Consider the following 17,331-nt stretch of genomic DNA (forward strand, 5'->3'; position numbering starts at 1 on the left):
GACTTGACAAATCACTCGTTTCTTTTTAACATAAACTTATGAATGAATGCTCATTCAATTCAGAAAGGAACGAAGCCCATTGAAGCAAAAAAGACCAAAGTATATGCAAATTATTGATGCAGCAGTCGTTGTTATAGCAGAAAATGGCTACCATCAGTCACAGGTTTCGAAAATTGCCAAGCAAGCGGGGGTGGCAGACGGAACGATCTACCTTTATTTCAAAAACAAAGAGGATATCCTCATTTCGTTATTTAAAGAAAAAATGGGACAATTCATTGAGCGGATGGAAGAGGAAATTAAACAAAAGCCGTCTGCCACAGAGAAGTTGCTATTGCTCATTCAGGAGCATTTTCGGCTTTTAGCCAATGATCATCATTTGGCACTAGTGACACAGCTTGAATTAAGGCAATCAAATCTTGAACTGAGACAAAAAATCAACGAGGTACTGAAAGGGTATTTAAATATGCTCGATTACATTTTAACTGAAGGAAAAAAGACAAGGGAATTCAAACAAAACCTAGATGTACGTCTCGCAAGACAAATGGTGTTTGGAACCATTGATGAAACAGCAACTACTTGGGTTATGAACGATCAAAAGTATGACCTACCAGCCCTTGCAGAAAATGTACATGATCTACTTTTAAATGGGATACATCAATCTTAAGTCAATTTGAAAAAGGATGATTGAAATGGAAAAGATACTAACACTTCAAACAGAAGGACAAACGGCGATCATCACGATTCAAAATCCGCCAGCAAACGCATTATCTTCTCAGCTTCTCACAGAGCTGGATGAAGCATTTGATCAAATGGAACAGAACCCTCAGATCAAAGCTGTCATCATACACGGAGAAGGAAGATTTTTCTCAGCAGGTGCAGACATTAAAGAATTTACAACACTACAGGAGGAATCTGATTATGCTAGCCTTGCCGACCGAGGGCAGCAAGTGTTTGAACGGATTGAACAGTCTCTAAAACCAGTGATCGCTTCGATTCACGGTGCAGCATTAGGCGGTGGATTAGAGCTTGCTATGTCTTGCCACATTCGTATTGCCACAAAGGATGCGAAGTTAGGCTTGCCAGAATTGAACCTTGGAATCATTCCAGGATTTGGAGGAACGCAGCGTTTACCACGCTATGTTGGAACAGCGAAAGCACTTGAAATGATCGGAACAGCAGAGCCAATTACTGGTGAAGAAGCAGCGGCATTTGGACTTGTTTCTAACTTGGTAGAAACAGAGGTAGAAGCGCTCGAGACAGCCAAAACAATGGCAAACAAATTTGCTGAAAAGAGTCCCAAAACACTTGAATATGTCATTGAGTTATTGAATGCAAGTAAAGTGTATTCGTATGATGGCGGAATGAAACTGGAAGCCAAGAAATTTGGTGAGGTGTTCCAATCGGGCGATGCGAAAGAAGGCATCCAAGCATTTATTGAAAAACGCAAGCCGCATTTTAAAGGGGAATAATAGAAAGCACGACACAAGGGGGATAAACAGATGAATATATTTGTTTTGATGAAGCGGACTTTCGATACAGAAGAAAAGATTGCTATCCAGTCAGGTGCAATTCAAGAAGATGGTGCAGAATTCATTATTAATCCTTACGACGAATATGCCATAGAAGAAGCCATTCAGCTCCGCGATGAACATTCCGGTGAAGTGACAGTTGTTACAGTTGGTGGTGAAGATGCAGAAAAACAGCTAAGAACAGCTTTGGCGATGGGTTGTGACAAAGCGGTATTATTAAACGTAGAGGATGACCTTGAAGAGTGGGATCAATTCACGGCATCCACCATCTTATATCACTATTTGAAGGATCAGGATGTGTCACTGATCTTAGCAGGAAATGTGGCCATTGATGGAGGCTCTGGACAGGTAGCACCACGATTAGCGGAGCTACTAGACTTCCCTTATGTTACGACCATTACGAACATAAAAATCGACGGAGAGACAGTTTTCATTGAACGTGATGCTGAAGGAGATATTGAAGTCATCTCAACTCAGCTCCCACTCGTTGTAACTGCCCAGCAAGGACTAAACGAACCGCGCTATCCTTCTTTGCCAGGTATTATGAAAGCGAAGAAGAAGCCTCTTGAGGAAATAGAGCTTGATGATTTAGCGCTTGATGAAGACGATGTTCCGTATAAAATCAAAACGATCGAACGCTTTTTACCTGAGAAAAAGGAAGGTGGAAAAGTGCTAGAGGGAGAACTTCAAGATCAAGTCAGGGAGCTAACGGATTTATTGAGAAATGAAGCCAAAGTCATCTAAATAAAAGCTTAAGAGATCACGAGAACAAGGGGGAGCACATAAGATGAGTAAAAAAGTTGTCGTACTTGGAGAAAGTCGTGATGGGAAATTAAGAAATGTGACATTTGAAGCGATTGCTGCAGCGAAGACAGTTGCAGAAGGTGGCGAAGTCACTGGTGTATTAATTGGGGATGATGTCAAAGATCAAGCGGCAGAACTTCTTTATTATGGGGCAGATCATGTCATGGTTGTTGAACACCCTCACCTTGCGTATTATACGTCAGACGGGTTTTCACAAGCACTTCAAGCCATTTTGGACCAAACCAATCCTGATGCTATATTATTCGGTCATACTTCGCTTGGAAAGGATTTATCACCGAAAATAGCGGCACGTCTCCAAACGGGATTGATTTCTGATGCAATTGATGTAAGCGTTACCGGAAATCATTTAATATTCACTAGACCGATCTATTCTGGGAAAGCCTTTGAAAAAGTGATGTCTACAGATCGTCAGTTATTGGCAACCATACGTCCTAACAACATAGCTCCTTTAGAAAGAGATGAAGGGAGAACTGGAAATGTGACACCTCTTACCGTCGATATTCAAAACCTTCGAACGACCGTAAAAGAAGTCATTAAGAAAACATCGGAAGGCGTGGATTTATCAGAAGCGAAGGTGATCGTCGCTGGTGGCCGCGGAGTGAAAAGTAAGGAAGGCTTTGAACCGCTCAAGGAGCTTGCAGAAACATTAGGAGCGGCTGTTGGTGCCTCACGTGGAGCATGTGACGCTGATTATTGTGATTATGCACTGCAAATCGGCCAAACTGGAAAAGTCGTAACGCCTGATTTATATATCGCATGTGGGATTTCTGGTGCGATTCAGCATTTGGCAGGAATGTCGAACAGTAAAATCATTGTGGCAATTAATAAAGACCCAGAAGCTGATATTTTCAAAATAGCTGATTATGGAATTGTTGGAGATCTGTTTGAAGTCGTGCCACTTTTGAATGAAGAGTTAAAAAAGATGAATATCCACTCGTAATTCTCATACACTCAGAATGCCTATGCATTCTGGGCTTTTTTGTATGTCTTCAATTAAAAAGGAGAGGTTGTCAGATGAACGGTATAGTGAAAATGAATGAAGTGATTGGACGAATTTCTAAACATATTTATGGGCACTTTCAGGAGCATTTAGGGCGAGGGATTTACGATGGGATCTGGGTAGGAGAGGATTCATCTATTCCAAACATAGATGGGATTCGAACGGACGTTTTACAAGCACTTAAGAGTCTACATATCCCAGTACTTAGATGGCCAGGTGGTTGTTTTGCTGATGAGTATCACTGGGCAAATGGGGTAGGGACTAAAAGCGAACGAAAGCCGATGGTGAATACTCACTGGGGAGGTAAAGTGGAATCAAATGAGTTCGGTACACATGAATTTATGAGATTGTGTGAGCTGCTTGAATGTGAGCCTTATATTTGTGGAAACGTAGGCAGCGGGTCTGTTCAAGAATTAGCTGAGTGGGTTGAATACATCACATTTCCTAAAGGGACACCGATGTCAGATTGGCGCATCCAAAATGGAAAACATGAGCCATGGCGGTTGAAATATTTTGGAGTTGGTAATGAAAGTTGGGGCTGTGGGGGGAATATGACACCTGAATATTATGCAGACTTGTATAAGCAATATCAAACCTATGTCAGACAATTCGCCGGAAACAATATTTATAAAATAGCTTGTGGTGCCAACTCGAATGACGTGAATTGGACAAAGGTATTAATGGAACGTGCTGCCGGATTTATGGATGGACTCAGTCTACACTATTATACAATTCCAGGTACTTGGGAGAAAAAAGGTTCGGCAATTCAATTCGATGAAACTGAATGGTTCGAGACAATGAAAAAAACATATGGAATGGAACATATCATTGTTTCACATGAGAAGATAATGGATCAGTATGATCCGAAAAAGAGAATTGGGATGATCATCGATGAATGGGGTACATGGTATGACCCTGAGCCTGATACAAATCAAGGGGTTTTATATCAACAAAACACAATGAGAGACGCACTTGTATGTGCACTCCACTTTCACATATTTCATCGTCACTGTCAGCGAATTCATATGGCGAACATTGCCCAAACCATTAATGTTCTACAAGCAATGGTGTTAACGAAGGATGAAAAGGCCATTTTAACACCTAGCTACCATGTATTTGATATGTTCCAAGTACATCAAGAAGAAGAAGCGCTTGAGGTTGATTTTGTTTCCACATCCTATGAACGTAATGGCGAAAAAATCCCGCAAGTTAGCGTCTCTGCATCACGTTCATCTAACGAGGTGCACATTAGCTTTTGTCATCTGCACCCTCATGAGAGAGCTTCACTGTCATTGAAAATAGATGGGATATACCAGGAAGCCAAATCATTTGGAAAAGTCCTGACAGCAGATCGAATGAATGCACACAACACATTTGACGCCCCGCATACGGTTGTACCGTCCGACTTTCATCAATTCTCTGTAAAACAAGACGAAATAACCATTGACCTTCCGCCAATGTCAGTTGTTATGTTGACACTCCACATTTCATAGCACATCGACACGTTTGATTGAGAAAATGTTAGGGCATCATATGGTTAAACAGTTGAAAGGGAGTTATTCAAAATGCTTAGAACCATCCTCATGATCATTGGTGCAATCGTCGTTATTGGGGCGATCATCAGGTTCATCTTTTAAAGACAATGAGATAAAAAATGAATTTCAAGCATTTCATTCGCAAGTCGCATTAGTAGGTGCTATACTAAAAAGCATAATTTACATTGGAGGAATGAATAATGGCAATCGTAAAAGCTACTGACGCAACATTTTCACAAGAAACAGCAGAAGGTGTAGTTATTGCAGACTTCTGGGCACCATGGTGCGGACCTTGTAAAATGATTGCTCCTGTTCTTGAAGAGCTTGATCAAGAGATGGGAGATCAATTGAAAATCGTAAAAATCGATGTAGATGACAACCAAGAAACAGCTGGTAAATACGGCGTGATGAGCATCCCAACTTTACTTGTCTTAAAAGATGGAGAAGTAGTTGAAACATCTGTCGGCTTCAAGCCAAAAGAAGCACTTGCTGAACTTGTAAACAAACACCTATAAAACGTCCAGTGCTGGTAAAATCGAATCATTGATTTTATCGGCATTTTTTGTTTCATTACCTTTACTGATTTGCTGGCGGTTCTCTTTTGAGAGAACCGCTTTTTCAGAATGGAATAAAACAAACGTTCGTGATACACTAGAAGGAGTGAAAGAGGAAAACAAGGACGGATGAGAACATGAATAAGCTAATCAAAGAAAAGCTCTCGGTTTTGCCTGATCAACCAGGTTGTTACTTGATGAAGGATAGGCAAAACACCGTAATCTATGTCGGTAAAGCCAAAATCTTAAAGAATCGAGTACGATCCTACTTTACAGGCTCGCATGATGCAAAAACACAGCGGCTCGTTGGTGAAATCGAGGATTTTGAATATATTGTGACCTCTTCTAATATTGAAGCACTCATTTTAGAGCTGAATTTAATTAAAAAATATGATCCGAAATATAATGTCATGCTGAAGGATGACAAGACGTACCCGTTCATTAAAATTACGAACGAACGACATCCAAAGCTGATCGTGACCCGGAAAGTAAAAAAAGACAAAGGTCGTTATTTTGGACCTTACCCGAACGTGCAGGCAGCAAGAGAAACAAAAAAATTGCTCGATCGCTTATATCCGCTAAGAAAATGTGCGAAGCTGCCAGACCGAGTATGTCTTTATTATCATCTCGGGCAATGCCTTGCGCCATGTGTATATGATATTTCTGACGAAACGAACAAGCAGCTAGTTGATGAGATTAGCCGTTTCTTAAATGGCGGACATCAGCAGATTAAAAAAGAATTAACAGAGAAAATGCAAGAGGCCGCAGAACATCTTGCATTTGAGCGTGCTAAAGAATTCAGAGATCAAATTATGCATATTGAATCAACGATGGAAAAACAAAAAATGACGATGAGCGACCTATTAGACAGAGATGTCTTTGCCTATGCCTACGATAAGGGTTGGATGTGTGTACAAGTCTTTTTTATTAGACAGGGCAAGCTCATTGAGCGAGAGGTCAGTTTATTCCCTATGTATCAAGATCCAGAGGATGAGTTTTTGACGTTTATGGGACAGTTTTATTCAAAAAACAATCATTTCCTCCCAAAAGAAATCCTTGTACCGGACAGTGTGGATCAAGAGCTCATCGAACAATTGCTTGAAACGACGGTACATCAACCGAAAAAAGGCAAGAAAAAGGATTTACTTTTGCTTGCTCATAAAAATGCAAAAATCGCTTTGAAAGAAAAATTTTCATTAATCGAAAGAGATGAAGAGCGGACAATTGGAGCAGTAGAGCGGCTTGGTGAAGCACTGAATATTTATACACCTTACAGAATTGAAGCGTTTGATAACTCAAACATTCAAGGGACAAATCCTGTCTCTGCTATGGTTGTGTTTCAAGATGGCAAACCATATAAGAAAGAGTACAGAAAGTATAAAATTAAAACAGTTGCAGGGCCAGATGACTACGCATCAATGCGAGAGGTTGTACGAAGACGCTATTCGCGGGTGCTCAAAGAACAGCTTCCACTACCTGATTTAATTATTATTGATGGAGGAAAAGGACAAATTAATGCAGCCATTGACGTCCTTGAAAATGAGCTGAACCTATCTGTTCCTGTAGCAGGACTCGTAAAGGATGAAAAGCATCGTACATCTAATTTGATGATGGGTGATCCACTTGAGCCCATTATGTTAGAACGGAATAGCCAAGCCTTTTATTTACTTCAGCGTATACAAGACGAGGTGCACCGTTTTGCAATCAGCTTCCATAGACAGCTTCGAGGGAAAAATGCATTTCAGTCTATTTTAGATGAAGTGCCAGGAATCGGTGAACAGCGAAAAAAGCAGCTTTTGAAAAACTTTGGCTCAGTCAAAAAAATGAAGGAAGCCTCCGCTCAAGACTTTCAACAGATTGGTATTCCACGACAAACTGCGGAACTTTTAGTAGAGGCTTTGAAAAAATAGATTGTGCTTTTCCAAAAAGTTTGTTAAGATGTGACTAATTTCATAAATGTACGTGTTGTATGTTGAAGATAGAGGTGCGAACTTCAATAGTAGGCCTTCAGAGATGGATGGAATCAATGAAGATGGCTGAAAGGGGAGCGTCGCCGAAGCAAATAAAATCCACTCATTTTATTTGCTGGCCCTACATTAAATAAATGTAGGGTTGTCAAGAATCTTTTCTTGGAGGGCTATCTCATTGTGGGCATCTATTGATGGTTGTTTTGAAGCAATGGGAGATTTGTTCTCTCATTGCTTTTTTGTATGCAATGAGGAGCGATCTCAGGTGGTTCTTATCTCTTCTCTCGCACGTGATCATTAAAAAAGGGTGATATAAATGGGTCTTATTGTACAAAAATTTGGAGGAACATCCGTTGGTTCGACAGAAAAAATTCGTCACGTAGCTGAACGTGTTATCGCAGAAAGAGAGGCTGGACATGATGTTGTAGTGGTTGTCTCAGCTATGGGGAAATCGACAGATACGCTGGTGGATCTTGCAAAGGAGCTAACAGACGAGCCTAGCAAACGGGAAATGGATATGCTGCTAACAACAGGTGAACAGGTCACCATTTCTTTACTTGCAATGGCACTAGAGGCAAAAGGATATGAAGCCATTTCCTTTACAGGCTGGCAGGCTGGCATCAAAACGGAAAAAGTACATGGCAATGCACGAATCGTTCATATTGATAACACGCCTATTCAAACAGAACTAGACAAAGGGAAGGTTGTTGTCGTTGCAGGCTTCCAAGGGGTTGCAGATGATTTACATATTACAACGCTTGGTCGCGGAGGCTCAGACACAACCGCTGTTGCCATTGCTGCAGCCCTAAAAGCAGATAAATGTGACATTTATACAGATGTACCAGGAGTGTTTACGACAGATCCACGCTACGTGTCTTCTGCTCGAAAGCTTGCAGGTATCTCATATGATGAAATGCTAGAGCTTGCCAATTTAGGTGCAGGTGTTTTGCATCCAAGAGCTGTCGAATTTGCGAAAAACTATCAGGTCCCATTAGAGGTCCGTTCAAGTATTGAAAATGAAGCTGGTACTTTAATCGAGGAGGAATCATCAATGGAGCAAAATCTAGTTGTGAGAGGTATTGCATTTGAAGATCAAATGACACGTGTGACAGTTTGTGGGCTTTCTAGCGGTTTAACGACCTTATCTACAATCTTTACAACACTAGCGAAACAGAATATCAATGTAGATATCATCATTCAATCTGTGACAAGCACAAGTAAAACATCCATTTCCTTCTCTGTGAAAACGGAGGACCTCTCCCGTACAGTCGAGGTATTAGAAGAGTACAAACATGCGCTTAACTACGAGCAAATTGAAACAGAGAACAAGCTGGCAAAAGTGTCTATTGTAGGCTCTGGTATGGTTTCTAATCCAGGTGTCGCAGCAGAAATGTTTGCTGTATTAGCTGAGAAAAACATTCAAGTCAAAATGGTCAGCACCTCTGAAATTAAAGTATCAACAGTTGTTCATGGAGATGACATGGTCAAAGCGGTTGAAGCATTACATGATGCATTTGAGCTGTCGAAGGTAAGTGCGGCAACCCATTCATAAATAAACAAAAAAGAGATGTGAGAATCAAATGCACATCTCTTTTTAACAGTAAATACCGAGAAAGTAAAAATTAACATGAAAATCTACTTCAGCGCATTGGGGTGGGTTTTTTCAGGTAGCAGACCCTTCTGAAGATGATCGAAGACTGTCATCTTTTGATGCAGCTTATTCGACATATGGTATGATTGAGATGATAACAGATCGACCTGCTTTTCTGAGAACAGGCAATTGACAATGAATAGCCTATAGAAAAAGGCGCGACTAATCGAGAGCCTTCGCCTTTTCATTCAGTATTAACTAGGGTCTTTTAAGTCCCATTTAACGGTTAAAATCACTTTTCCAGCACGTTTTTTCACTTGTTCATATGATTCGGCAATGTGTTCGTTGAGTAACTGGATTTGCTCGGCGATAAAGCCAGCCTCCATTTGAAAACAAGGCTCTTTTTGATAGGTAAGGCGATTCGACACGAGCGGGCCTTCGAGCTCAAACTCAATTTCCTGCTTTTTTGAACGGACCATGGTCAATGTGCCCCAGCCTGCATCATGGAAAAATTCGGGGATTTTCTCCCATGAATCAAGAGGAAATTTACGAGCAAGAATCTTTCCCGCAAAATACATCATAGACGAATGATCCTGACCGAGGATATCGGGCAGTAGGACTTCACGTATCAACTCGTAGGCAAAACCATTTACTTCAACTTCTTTTAGCTGTTCTATGTTAGATTCAAATTTATTCATTCTAGGGCTCCCCTCTTTCAACAATTTATTATAGCTTATGTGGGCAGAGGATAACAGAGATTTCCCTATAAGTCTAAGAAATTCTTATTGTAAAAAAACAAATTTTGATTTAAAACTTTAAAATTTCGGAAAATTTTAATTTATGTACGCGGTTTCTTGACGCTTTTTTGTCATAGGAGTAAAATGAAATTGTCAATAAATTTGAATAAAGTGCTTACATTTGAAAGAAGCGGGGGTAAGACAATTTTCAAGCAATTGCACTTTTTTTACTAGGGGGTAAAGTAATGTCGGGGAACAAAGAGTTTTTTTATCGGAGATTGCATTCTTTGCTTGGCGTCATTCCGGTCGGCCTGTTTTTAGTACAGCACTTAGTGGTCAACCAATTTGCTACAAGAGGACCGGAAGCGTTTAACAAAGCTGCACACTTTATGGAGCAACTTCCATTTAGGTATGCGCTTGAGCTACTTATCATTTTTTTACCATTAATCTATCATGCTGTTTATGGGGTGTACATAGCCTTTACGGCACAAAACAACACGTCTCGCTTCAGTTACTTAAGAAACTGGCTATTTAGAGTTCAAAGGGTTACTGGTATCATCACTTTGATTTTCATCAGTTGGCATGTATGGGAAACAAGAATCGCAGCCCAGCTCGGTGCTGAAGTAAACTACGATATGATGGCGAATATTTTGAGCTCTCCATTCATGCTTGGTTTCTACATTGTCGGCGTTTTATCTACCATTTTCCACTTTGCTAATGGTTTGTGGTCATTTGCTGTCAGTTGGGGAATTACCGTTTCACCACGCTCACAGAGAATCTCTACATACGTGACATTAGCTGTATTTATAGCGCTTTCATATGTAGGGCTAAGAGCAATTTTCGCTTTTGTTTAAGAGGAAATAGATTAGTAGAAGAGGGAGAGGGGCTACAATGAGTAATTCAAGCATCATCGTTGTCGGGGGCGGTTTAGCCGGTCTCATGGCAACCATTAAAGCAGCAGAAGCGGGAACAGCTGTTAAACTATTTTCTATCGTACCTGTGAAACGTTCACATTCTGTCTGTGCACAAGGCGGAATTAACGGAGCAGTGAATACAAAAGGTGAAGGGGACTCACCTTATGAGCATTTCGATGATTCTGTTTATGGTGGAGACTTTTTAGCAAATCAGCCGCCAGTCAAGGCAATGTGTGAAGCAGCGCCGTCCATTATCCACTTACTTGACCGTATGGGTGTCATGTTTAATAGAACACCAGAAGGATTATTGGACTTCCGTCGCTTCGGGGGAACACAGCATCATAGAACAGCATTTGCTGGAGCTACAACAGGTCAACAGTTACTTTATGCACTTGATGAACAAGTTCGTCGCTATGAAGTAGCGGGGCTTGTAACAAAGTACGAAGGCTGGGAATTCCTTGGAGCAGTGCTTGATGACGAAGAAGTATGTCGAGGAATTGTTGCACAAAACCTCACAACAATGGAAATTGAATCTTTCCGCTCTGATGCGGTCATCATGGCAACGGGGGGACCTGGAATTGTCTTTGGAAAATCAACCAACTCGATGATTAATACAGGCTCTGCCGCATCAATCGTTTATCAACAAGGCGCATATTACGCAAACGGTGAATTCATTCAAATTCACCCGACAGCGATCCCAGGAGATGATAAGCTTCGTCTGATGAGTGAGTCAGCTCGTGGTGAAGGTGGACGTGTTTGGACGTATAAAGACGGGAAGCCTTGGTACTTCCTTGAAGAAAAATATCCAGCATACGGAAACCTTGTTCCGCGTGATATTGCAACACGTGAGATTTTCGACGTATGTGTTGAACAAAAGCTCGGTATTAACGGTGAGAACATGGTATATCTTGACCTTTCTCACAAAGATCCGAAAGAGCTTGATATTAAGCTAGGCGGTATTATCGAAATCTATGAAAAATTCATGGGTGATGACCCACGTAAGCTTCCGATGAAAATTTTCCCAGCTGTTCACTATTCCATGGGTGGTCTATGGGTAGATTATGATCAGATGACGAATATCAAAGGATTATTCGCAGCTGGAGAATGTGACTACTCTATGCATGGAGGAAACAGACTTGGAGCGAACTCACTGCTTTCTGCAATTTACGGCGGAATGGTAGCAGGACCAAACGCTGTGAAATACATTAACGGTCTTGAAAAGTCTGCTGAGGATTTATCTTCTACTCTTTATGAAGGTGCGGTAAAAAATGAGCAAGAGAAGTGGGATCACATTCTTGGCATGGACGGAACAGAAAATGCGTACGTGCTTCATAAAGAGCTTGGTGAATGGATGACAGACAACGTTACAGTTGTCCGCTACAATGACAAGCTATTGAAGACAGATGAGAAGATTCAAGAGCTCATGGAGCGCTTTAAGAAAATCAATATGAACGACACAACATCTTGGAGCAACCAAGGGGCTGCCTTTACTCGCCAGTTAGACAACATGCTTCAGCTAGCAAGAGTGATTACAATTGGAGCATATAATCGTAATGAGAGCCGAGGCGCACATTATAAGCCGGAATTCCCTGAAAGAAATGATGAAGAATTCCTTAAAACAACGATGACAACATTTAAAGGTAAAAGTGAAAAACCGGCCTTCCACTATGAGGACGTTGATGTATCGTTGATTGCACCTCGTAAACGAGATTACTCGAAGAAAAAGGTGGAGAAATAAGATGAGCGAAAACAAAACAATCCGTTTAATCATCACACGTCAGGATACAGCAGACTCACAACCATATGAAGAAGAATTCGAGATTCCATATCGTCCGAATATGAACGTTATTTCTGCTTTAATGGAAATCAGACGTAATCCGGTCAACAAAAAAGGGGAAAAAACAACAGCGATCAACTGGGATATGAACTGTCTAGAAGAAGTATGTGGTGCATGTTCTATGGTCATCAATGGAAAACCACGCCAATCTTGTACAGCGCTGATTGATAAATTGGAGCATCCAATCCGCCTTCAGCCGATGAAGACATTCCCTGTTGTGCGAGATTTGCAAGTTGATAGAACCCGTATGTTTGATTCCTTGAAAAAAGTAAAGGCATGGGTGCCAATCGACGGAACTTATGATCTCGGACCTGGTCCAAGAATGCCGGAGAAAAAGCGTCAATGGGCATATGAGCTTTCAAAGTGCATGACATGTGGGGTATGCCTTGAAGCATGTCCGAACGTGAATGATAAATCTACCTTTATGGGTCCAGCCCCATTATCACAAGTTCGATTATTTAACGCACATCCGACAGGTGCCATGAATAAATCAGACCGTCTTGATGCCATTATGGATGATGGTGGTCTTGCGAACTGTGGTAACTCACAAAACTGTGTACAGGCTTGCCCGAAAGGTATCCCGCTTACAACTTCAATTGCAGCACTTAATAGAGATACAACATTCCAAGCATTCCGTAATTTCTTCGGAAGCGATCACGCAGAATAACGAACCCATTCAGTCTTCTTTTGCCTAGCACCGAGATATAAAAGAGGCTGAAGTGAAAAAAAGGCGCCTCTTCCATTTGGGAGAGGCGCCTTTTTTATAAAAGGAGCTGTTGAAATGAAAATTCCTGCATATATTGGTGAACCATTTGAAGAGTGGTGTGCTTCATTTCGCTTTTACGTAGAAACGACCGTCCGCTTTTCAGAAACAGATATGTTTGGACATATGAACAATGTAACCCCATTTGTTTATTTTGAAGAAGCAAGAATCGCTTTCTTTCAAAAAACGGGTCTCGTTGATCAAAGAATGAAGACATTAAAAGACACGATGACGGTCGTCGCTAACTTGCAATGCGATTATATTAAGCAGGTGGAAATCGGTGAGAGACTTCGTGTCTATGTGAAGCCAGAAAAAGTAGGATCAAGTTCCATTGTTCTTCACTATTTAGGCGAGAATGAAAAGCAAGAACCATGCTTTACTGGTTGCGTAACAATGGTTCAAATCAGTAAAACCACAGACGCCCCAGTGGCTTTTACAGAAGAAGAAAAAAAGACATTCCTCAAGCAGAGACATTAGAAAAATCCATTAAAAGGGGGTTTTTCGGTATCATACACAAAAACTGATATAAAAGCTAAGTGTTGTATGAAACTGTAAAAAAATATAGCATGGCGATAACACCAAAGATTATTCCAATAGACGAGGCACCTTTCCATCTATAATGGGCGTAAATTAGTGCTGCGGAAGACTTTAGAAAATTCAATCCTCCTTTAACAAATGATCTAACATAGCTGTACGGTTTTCTAAAAAATATTTGGTGATTTGATAGTGCTCAGTCATTTCATAGCGTATTTTCTCTATTTTCTTTCCATCAAAATTTAAAATCGTTGCCTCAGGATACCCTAACAAAATTGGAGAGTGGGTAGCTATTATAAATTGCGAGTTATTCTTTGTAGAAAGGTCGTGAATAATCTTCAATAATCCTAACTGCCTTGCTGGAGAAAGTGGAGATTCTGGTTCATCAAGTAAATAAAGAGCACTTTTTCCGTTAAAACGATTATTAAATAAAGATAAAAAAGATTCTCCGTGAGATTGCTTATGCAATGATGTGCCTCCGTAGGGAGCATAAATATCTTCCCCGCTTTCTTGATTTAAAGTATCTAAATATGAAGCGAAGTTATAGAAAGATTCAGCTCTTAAAAAGAAACCATTTGTTATTTTGGGTCGCCAGGATAAACGCAAATAGGAACCTAGTGTAGTTTCATCTACATTATTAGTATATAGATTATTTCGGCCACCACCATTTATATTAAAACCACAACTATCTGCAATAGACTCTAGTAAAGTTGACTTACCTGATCCGTTCTCACCAACAAAAAATGTTACATTGTTTGTGATTTTGAGTTCATCTAAATTTTTTATTATCGGAACACAAAAAGGATATTCATTATAGGAATTCACTTTTTCTTTAAGGAAAGTTATTTTTTGTAAAGCTATAATTGCTCACCTCTTGCTTTTAAGTATGTAAACGTCAATGAAATCACAGTTCTAATTTTAGTTGCGAAATGGATCTATGTTTATCTTCTTGCACAAGATTATAGCAGTTCTATAAATATTTACCAGGGGGTTGCCGAGATCTGGTTAACATAATCACACTTCGGGGAAGTCTTTTTTCAACCCGATCTTCATATTCAGGCAAATTCCGCCTTGATCTAAGGAGTTCAAGTATTGATGTGTGTAGTGATTTAATTTACGAGAGGGATAAAACCTTAGTTTTTCTATTGATTTCTTTTTTTCTTCTATTTTCTATTAACCGTATTGTATATAGCGTTTTCCCCTATTATAAAGGTGCGAAAGAAAAAGAGTATATAGGATGTTCTATAGCCCAACTAAAAAACTGGGTTTTTGTATTATGTAATTAAAGGATTTTTTAGATAAAAAAGGTTTTGTTAACTTTTTTTGTGTTTTTATAGCGTGTATTACCATAATTGAGGAGGATTTTATGGAAGGTAAGGATTCGAAGGAGCTAGGAGTTTTTGGCCCGGGGATATATATCATTCAAGGGAGCAAAATGTTGCAAAAACTAGGGAGAATGAATCTTCATTTGCTATAATAATGGCACAGACAAGATCGATTTAAAGGAGAACACATGGATATTTTTCGATATGAAACCATTGATAGTACAAACAATGAAGCAAAAAGGCTCATCCAGAAAGGTGAAAAACCTCCATTTGCGGTCTTTTCCAAAAAACAAACATCTGGCAGAGGCAGGCTAGGAAGACCGTGGGAAACGCCTACTGGAAACGTAGCGCTCACCATCACAATCAAACCTCCTAGTAACATTTCCACTCAATCAACCATTGCGCCCATGACTGGGCTCGCCATTTACGATGTCGTCAAGCCATTTGTGGGAGAAGAACATCATCTTGCTATTAAATGGCCAAACGACATCTTAATTAATGGAGCGAAGGTGTCAGGCACACTGATTGAGGCGGATCGTCAAACCATTTATATTGGCATTGGTATCAATGTGGCGACAAAGCCTGAACATGTTCCATATGAGACCGTTTGTTTATCGGAATTAACCGTTGTAGATACAGAGCAACTTGTGCTACAACTAACAAATGCGCTTGAAAAGTATCATCGGCGCTGGGAAAATGAAGGATTTGAAGCACTTGTTCCTCTCTACAATAAGCGATTATATAACATCAACAAAAACATTCGTATCGCCTTAGATCGAGAGAAAGAAAATTGGAAAACGGGTATTTGCTTCGGAGTCAACCGCTTTGGTTACCTATTGTTGAAAGGTGAGGACGGAAGCACCGAGGCCCATTCCGCAGGAGATATAGATGCGCCTAAATACGACTCATGATAAAAAAACAGACGTCAGTAGAGGTAGAGCTGAAGACTGTCTGCTTTTTTACATGTCACTGGAACTGGCAAAACGATGTGAATCTGATCTAATGAACCTTCAGCATTAATCTAAGACAAGGAAGGATTTTGACGATGAAGATAGATGATTCCATTTTATCTTTATGTTTATTTTATACATCAAACCGTTTTGCACGATATATGACGAAAATGGCAGAAGATGCGTCTAAAGAGACAGATTTATCACCAACATATATTTATTTGCTAATTGTTATCCAACTGAGCCCAGGAATGACAGCCTTAACCGAGGTATTTTAGAATCAACAGTCAAGGCACTAGTAAAAAATGGACATGAAGTCGTCGTACGTGATTTATATGGGCTTTGCTTTGATCCTGTCCTTTCACCAGCAGACCTTGTATCAATTAAAACACGCCTACAGACATCCAAGAAGAACAAAAATATATTTCTGAAGCAGATGTCATTACTTTTATTTATCCGATTTGGTGGACAGGTCTTCCAGCAATCACCAAAGGCTATGTGGACAGAGTTTTCGCGTTTGGCTTTGCCTATGAAGCGAATGAACAAGGTATTGTAAAGTTATTAGCTGAAAAAAAAGGATTCATAATCAACACACATGGTACACCTCATGAAATTTACGATGAAATCGGCATGACAACAGCTTTGAAAATGACATCAGATGTCGGGATTTTTGATTTTACTGGTATCGAAGCTGTAGATCATCTCTTCTTTGGCAGCATCGGACGTGTAGATGCAGAGGTATATCAACAAATGCTGAAGCAGGTAGAAGAGACGGTAGGTCGCCACTTCCCAGCACAATAATGTTAAAAAAAGACGGTTCCTTGAAAAAGGGTCGTTTTTTTGATATGCAGATTTCTTCAAGAAAACGGTTACGACAACAATTTCTCTTTATAAAAAAATGGACGTGGTAATACAGGTTTTCAATATTTAAACGTCACCGACCTAGCGCAACCGGCATATGATATCTCGACTATACAGAATCCCATTCTATAGAGACTAGAGCTCTCACCTTAGCAAGGAGGGTTACAATACTTGAAGGAGAAAGAGTTTCAATCCAAGCCGCTATTAACGAAAAGAGAAAGAGAAGTATTTGAATTGCTCGTCCAAGATAAAACGACAAAAGAAATTGCTAACGAGCTTTTTATTAGCGAAAAGACTGTTCGGAATCATATTTCGAATGCTAAGCATACCTTTTGCAAACGCATAATAAAATTCCTTGGATAAGTGTAGAAACAACGTTCTTAGAGGAAGGGGAAAGAAATCTAGAAGT

The 17,331-nt window shown here is 40.2% G+C and carries 17 protein-coding genes, 1 pseudogene and 1 riboswitch; of the genes and pseudogenes, 16 read left to right on the forward strand and 2 right to left on the reverse strand.

All coding sequences use genetic code 11. The annotated features are described in order from the left end of the window. Positions 1–79: 79 nt before the first annotated feature. The 8 genes from ACQKEZ_RS01130 (at position 80) to ACQKEZ_RS01165 (ending at position 8,962) form a co-directional block, all read left to right on the forward strand. Positions 80–664, forward strand: coding sequence for a TetR/AcrR family transcriptional regulator (locus ACQKEZ_RS01130; RefSeq protein ID WP_427298054.1), 585 nt, complete (start codon positions 80–82; stop codon positions 662–664). A gap of 25 nt (positions 665–689) precedes the next feature. Next, positions 690–1,469 (forward strand): enoyl-CoA hydratase, encoded by a 780-nt coding sequence (locus ACQKEZ_RS01135; RefSeq protein WP_427298056.1) that lies wholly within the window; start codon positions 690–692, stop codon positions 1,467–1,469. Between the two features lie 30 nt (positions 1,470–1,499). Then, the gene (locus ACQKEZ_RS01140) at positions 1,500–2,273 is read left to right on the forward strand and encodes an electron transfer flavoprotein subunit beta/FixA family protein (protein WP_427298058.1); all 774 of its coding nucleotides are present in this window, start codon (positions 1,500–1,502) and stop codon (positions 2,271–2,273) included. A gap of 43 nt (positions 2,274–2,316) precedes the next feature. After that, positions 2,317–3,294, forward strand: a complete 978-nt coding sequence (locus ACQKEZ_RS01145) for an electron transfer flavoprotein subunit alpha/FixB family protein (protein WP_427298060.1) — start codon at positions 2,317–2,319, stop codon at positions 3,292–3,294. 74 nt (positions 3,295–3,368) lie between these two features. Continuing rightward, entirely contained in the window at positions 3,369–4,847 is a 1,479-nt protein-coding gene (locus tag ACQKEZ_RS01150; RefSeq protein WP_427298062.1) for an alpha-N-arabinofuranosidase, read from the forward strand. Between the two features lie 242 nt (positions 4,848–5,089). Further along, a complete protein-coding gene (gene trxA / locus ACQKEZ_RS01155; RefSeq protein ID WP_427298064.1) occupies positions 5,090–5,404 on the forward strand; it encodes a thioredoxin in 315 nt (104 codons plus the stop codon). A gap of 176 nt (positions 5,405–5,580) precedes the next feature. Further along, positions 5,581–7,353 (forward strand): excinuclease ABC subunit UvrC, encoded by a 1,773-nt coding sequence (gene uvrC / locus ACQKEZ_RS01160; protein ID WP_427298066.1) that lies wholly within the window; start codon positions 5,581–5,583, stop codon positions 7,351–7,353. 61 nt (positions 7,354–7,414) lie between these two features. Further along, positions 7,415–7,591, forward strand: a riboswitch (Lysine riboswitch). Positions 7,592–7,726: 135 nt separating this feature from the next. After that, positions 7,727–8,962 (forward strand): aspartate kinase, encoded by a 1,236-nt coding sequence (locus ACQKEZ_RS01165; protein WP_427298068.1) that lies wholly within the window; start codon positions 7,727–7,729, stop codon positions 8,960–8,962. A 293-nt stretch (positions 8,963–9,255) separates the two neighbouring features. Here ACQKEZ_RS01165 and ACQKEZ_RS01170 read toward each other — a convergent pair whose 3' ends face one another. Further along, entirely contained in the window at positions 9,256–9,699 is a 444-nt protein-coding gene (locus tag ACQKEZ_RS01170; RefSeq protein WP_427298070.1) for a YslB family protein, read from the reverse strand. Between the two features lie 284 nt (positions 9,700–9,983). Between ACQKEZ_RS01170 and ACQKEZ_RS01175 the strand changes: the two genes are divergently transcribed. The 4 genes from ACQKEZ_RS01175 (at position 9,984) to ACQKEZ_RS01190 (ending at position 13,729) form a co-directional block, all read left to right on the forward strand. Beyond that, positions 9,984–10,592 carry a succinate dehydrogenase cytochrome b558 subunit gene (locus ACQKEZ_RS01175; RefSeq protein ID WP_427298072.1) on the forward strand — a complete coding sequence of 203 codons (609 nt, stop codon included), beginning with the start codon at positions 9,984–9,986 and terminating at the stop codon, positions 10,590–10,592. A gap of 37 nt (positions 10,593–10,629) precedes the next feature. Beyond that, positions 10,630–12,390: a succinate dehydrogenase flavoprotein subunit gene (sdhA, locus tag ACQKEZ_RS01180; RefSeq protein ID WP_427298074.1), complete on the forward strand. Its 1,761-nt coding sequence runs from the start codon at positions 10,630–10,632 to the stop codon at positions 12,388–12,390. A 1-nt stretch (position 12,391) separates the two neighbouring features. Then, positions 12,392–13,156 (forward strand): succinate dehydrogenase iron-sulfur subunit, encoded by a 765-nt coding sequence (gene sdhB, locus ACQKEZ_RS01185; RefSeq protein ID WP_427298075.1) that lies wholly within the window; start codon positions 12,392–12,394, stop codon positions 13,154–13,156. Positions 13,157–13,270: 114 nt separating this feature from the next. Further along, a complete protein-coding gene (locus ACQKEZ_RS01190; protein WP_427298077.1) occupies positions 13,271–13,729 on the forward strand; it encodes an acyl-CoA thioesterase in 459 nt (152 codons plus the stop codon). 180 nt (positions 13,730–13,909) lie between these two features. Here the strand turns inward: ACQKEZ_RS01190 and ACQKEZ_RS01195 are convergent, their stop codons facing one another. Next, positions 13,910–14,647 carry an AAA family ATPase gene (locus ACQKEZ_RS01195; protein WP_427299281.1) on the reverse strand — a complete coding sequence of 246 codons (738 nt, stop codon included), beginning with the start codon at positions 14,645–14,647 and terminating at the stop codon, positions 13,910–13,912. A gap of 652 nt (positions 14,648–15,299) precedes the next feature. On the opposite strand from ACQKEZ_RS01195, the gene ACQKEZ_RS01200 reads away from it, so the two are divergent. From ACQKEZ_RS01200 to ACQKEZ_RS01215, 4 genes and pseudogenes are all read left to right on the forward strand, one after another. Beyond that, on the forward strand, positions 15,300–16,022 hold the full coding sequence (locus ACQKEZ_RS01200) for a biotin--[acetyl-CoA-carboxylase] ligase (RefSeq protein ID WP_427298079.1): 723 nt from the start codon (positions 15,300–15,302) through the stop codon (positions 16,020–16,022). A gap of 134 nt (positions 16,023–16,156) precedes the next feature. Beyond that, the gene (locus ACQKEZ_RS01205) at positions 16,157–16,339 is read left to right on the forward strand and encodes a hypothetical protein (protein WP_427298081.1); all 183 of its coding nucleotides are present in this window, start codon (positions 16,157–16,159) and stop codon (positions 16,337–16,339) included. Continuing rightward, positions 16,264–16,862, forward strand: a pseudogene (locus tag ACQKEZ_RS01210) (NAD(P)H-dependent oxidoreductase). Before ACQKEZ_RS01205 ends, ACQKEZ_RS01210 begins: the two are co-directional and overlap by 76 nt. 231 nt (positions 16,863–17,093) lie before the next feature. After that, a complete protein-coding gene (locus tag ACQKEZ_RS01215) occupies positions 17,094–17,285 on the forward strand; it encodes a helix-turn-helix domain-containing protein (protein WP_427298083.1) in 192 nt (63 codons plus the stop codon). Positions 17,286–17,331 lie beyond the last annotated feature (46 nt).

The sequence above is a fragment of the Bacillus sp. NPDC077027 genome (assembly GCF_050269555.1).
In the GTDB taxonomy this organism is placed as follows: Bacteria; Bacillota; Bacilli; order Bacillales; family Bacillaceae; genus Bacillus.

What these genes read in the sequence shown, in the direction of transcription:
- sdhA (WP_427298074.1), top strand. Translation starts at nt 10,630, where the DNA reads ATGAGTAATTCAAGCATCATCGTTGTCGGGGGCGGTTTAGCCGGTCTC.
- uvrC (WP_427298066.1), top strand. Translation starts at nt 5,581, where the DNA reads ATGAATAAGCTAATCAAAGAAAAGCTCTCGGTTTTGCCTGATCAACCA.
- ACQKEZ_RS01205 (WP_427298081.1), top strand. Translation starts at nt 16,157, where the DNA reads ATGAAGATAGATGATTCCATTTTATCTTTATGTTTATTTTATACATCA.
- ACQKEZ_RS01200 (WP_427298079.1), top strand. Translation starts at nt 15,300, where the DNA reads ATGGATATTTTTCGATATGAAACCATTGATAGTACAAACAATGAAGCA.
- trxA (WP_427298064.1), top strand. Translation starts at nt 5,090, where the DNA reads ATGGCAATCGTAAAAGCTACTGACGCAACATTTTCACAAGAAACAGCA.
- ACQKEZ_RS01150 (WP_427298062.1), top strand. Translation starts at nt 3,369, where the DNA reads ATGAACGGTATAGTGAAAATGAATGAAGTGATTGGACGAATTTCTAAA.
- ACQKEZ_RS01165 (WP_427298068.1), top strand. Translation starts at nt 7,727, where the DNA reads ATGGGTCTTATTGTACAAAAATTTGGAGGAACATCCGTTGGTTCGACA.
- ACQKEZ_RS01135 (WP_427298056.1), top strand. Translation starts at nt 690, where the DNA reads ATGGAAAAGATACTAACACTTCAAACAGAAGGACAAACGGCGATCATC.
- sdhB (WP_427298075.1), top strand. Translation starts at nt 12,392, where the DNA reads ATGAGCGAAAACAAAACAATCCGTTTAATCATCACACGTCAGGATACA.
- ACQKEZ_RS01190 (WP_427298077.1), top strand. Translation starts at nt 13,271, where the DNA reads ATGAAAATTCCTGCATATATTGGTGAACCATTTGAAGAGTGGTGTGCT.
- ACQKEZ_RS01140 (WP_427298058.1), top strand. Translation starts at nt 1,500, where the DNA reads ATGAATATATTTGTTTTGATGAAGCGGACTTTCGATACAGAAGAAAAG.
- ACQKEZ_RS01145 (WP_427298060.1), top strand. Translation starts at nt 2,317, where the DNA reads ATGAGTAAAAAAGTTGTCGTACTTGGAGAAAGTCGTGATGGGAAATTA.
- ACQKEZ_RS01170 (WP_427298070.1), bottom strand. Translation starts at nt 9,699, where the DNA reads ATGAATAAATTTGAATCTAACATAGAACAGCTAAAAGAAGTTGAAGTA.
- ACQKEZ_RS01175 (WP_427298072.1), top strand. Translation starts at nt 9,984, where the DNA reads ATGTCGGGGAACAAAGAGTTTTTTTATCGGAGATTGCATTCTTTGCTT.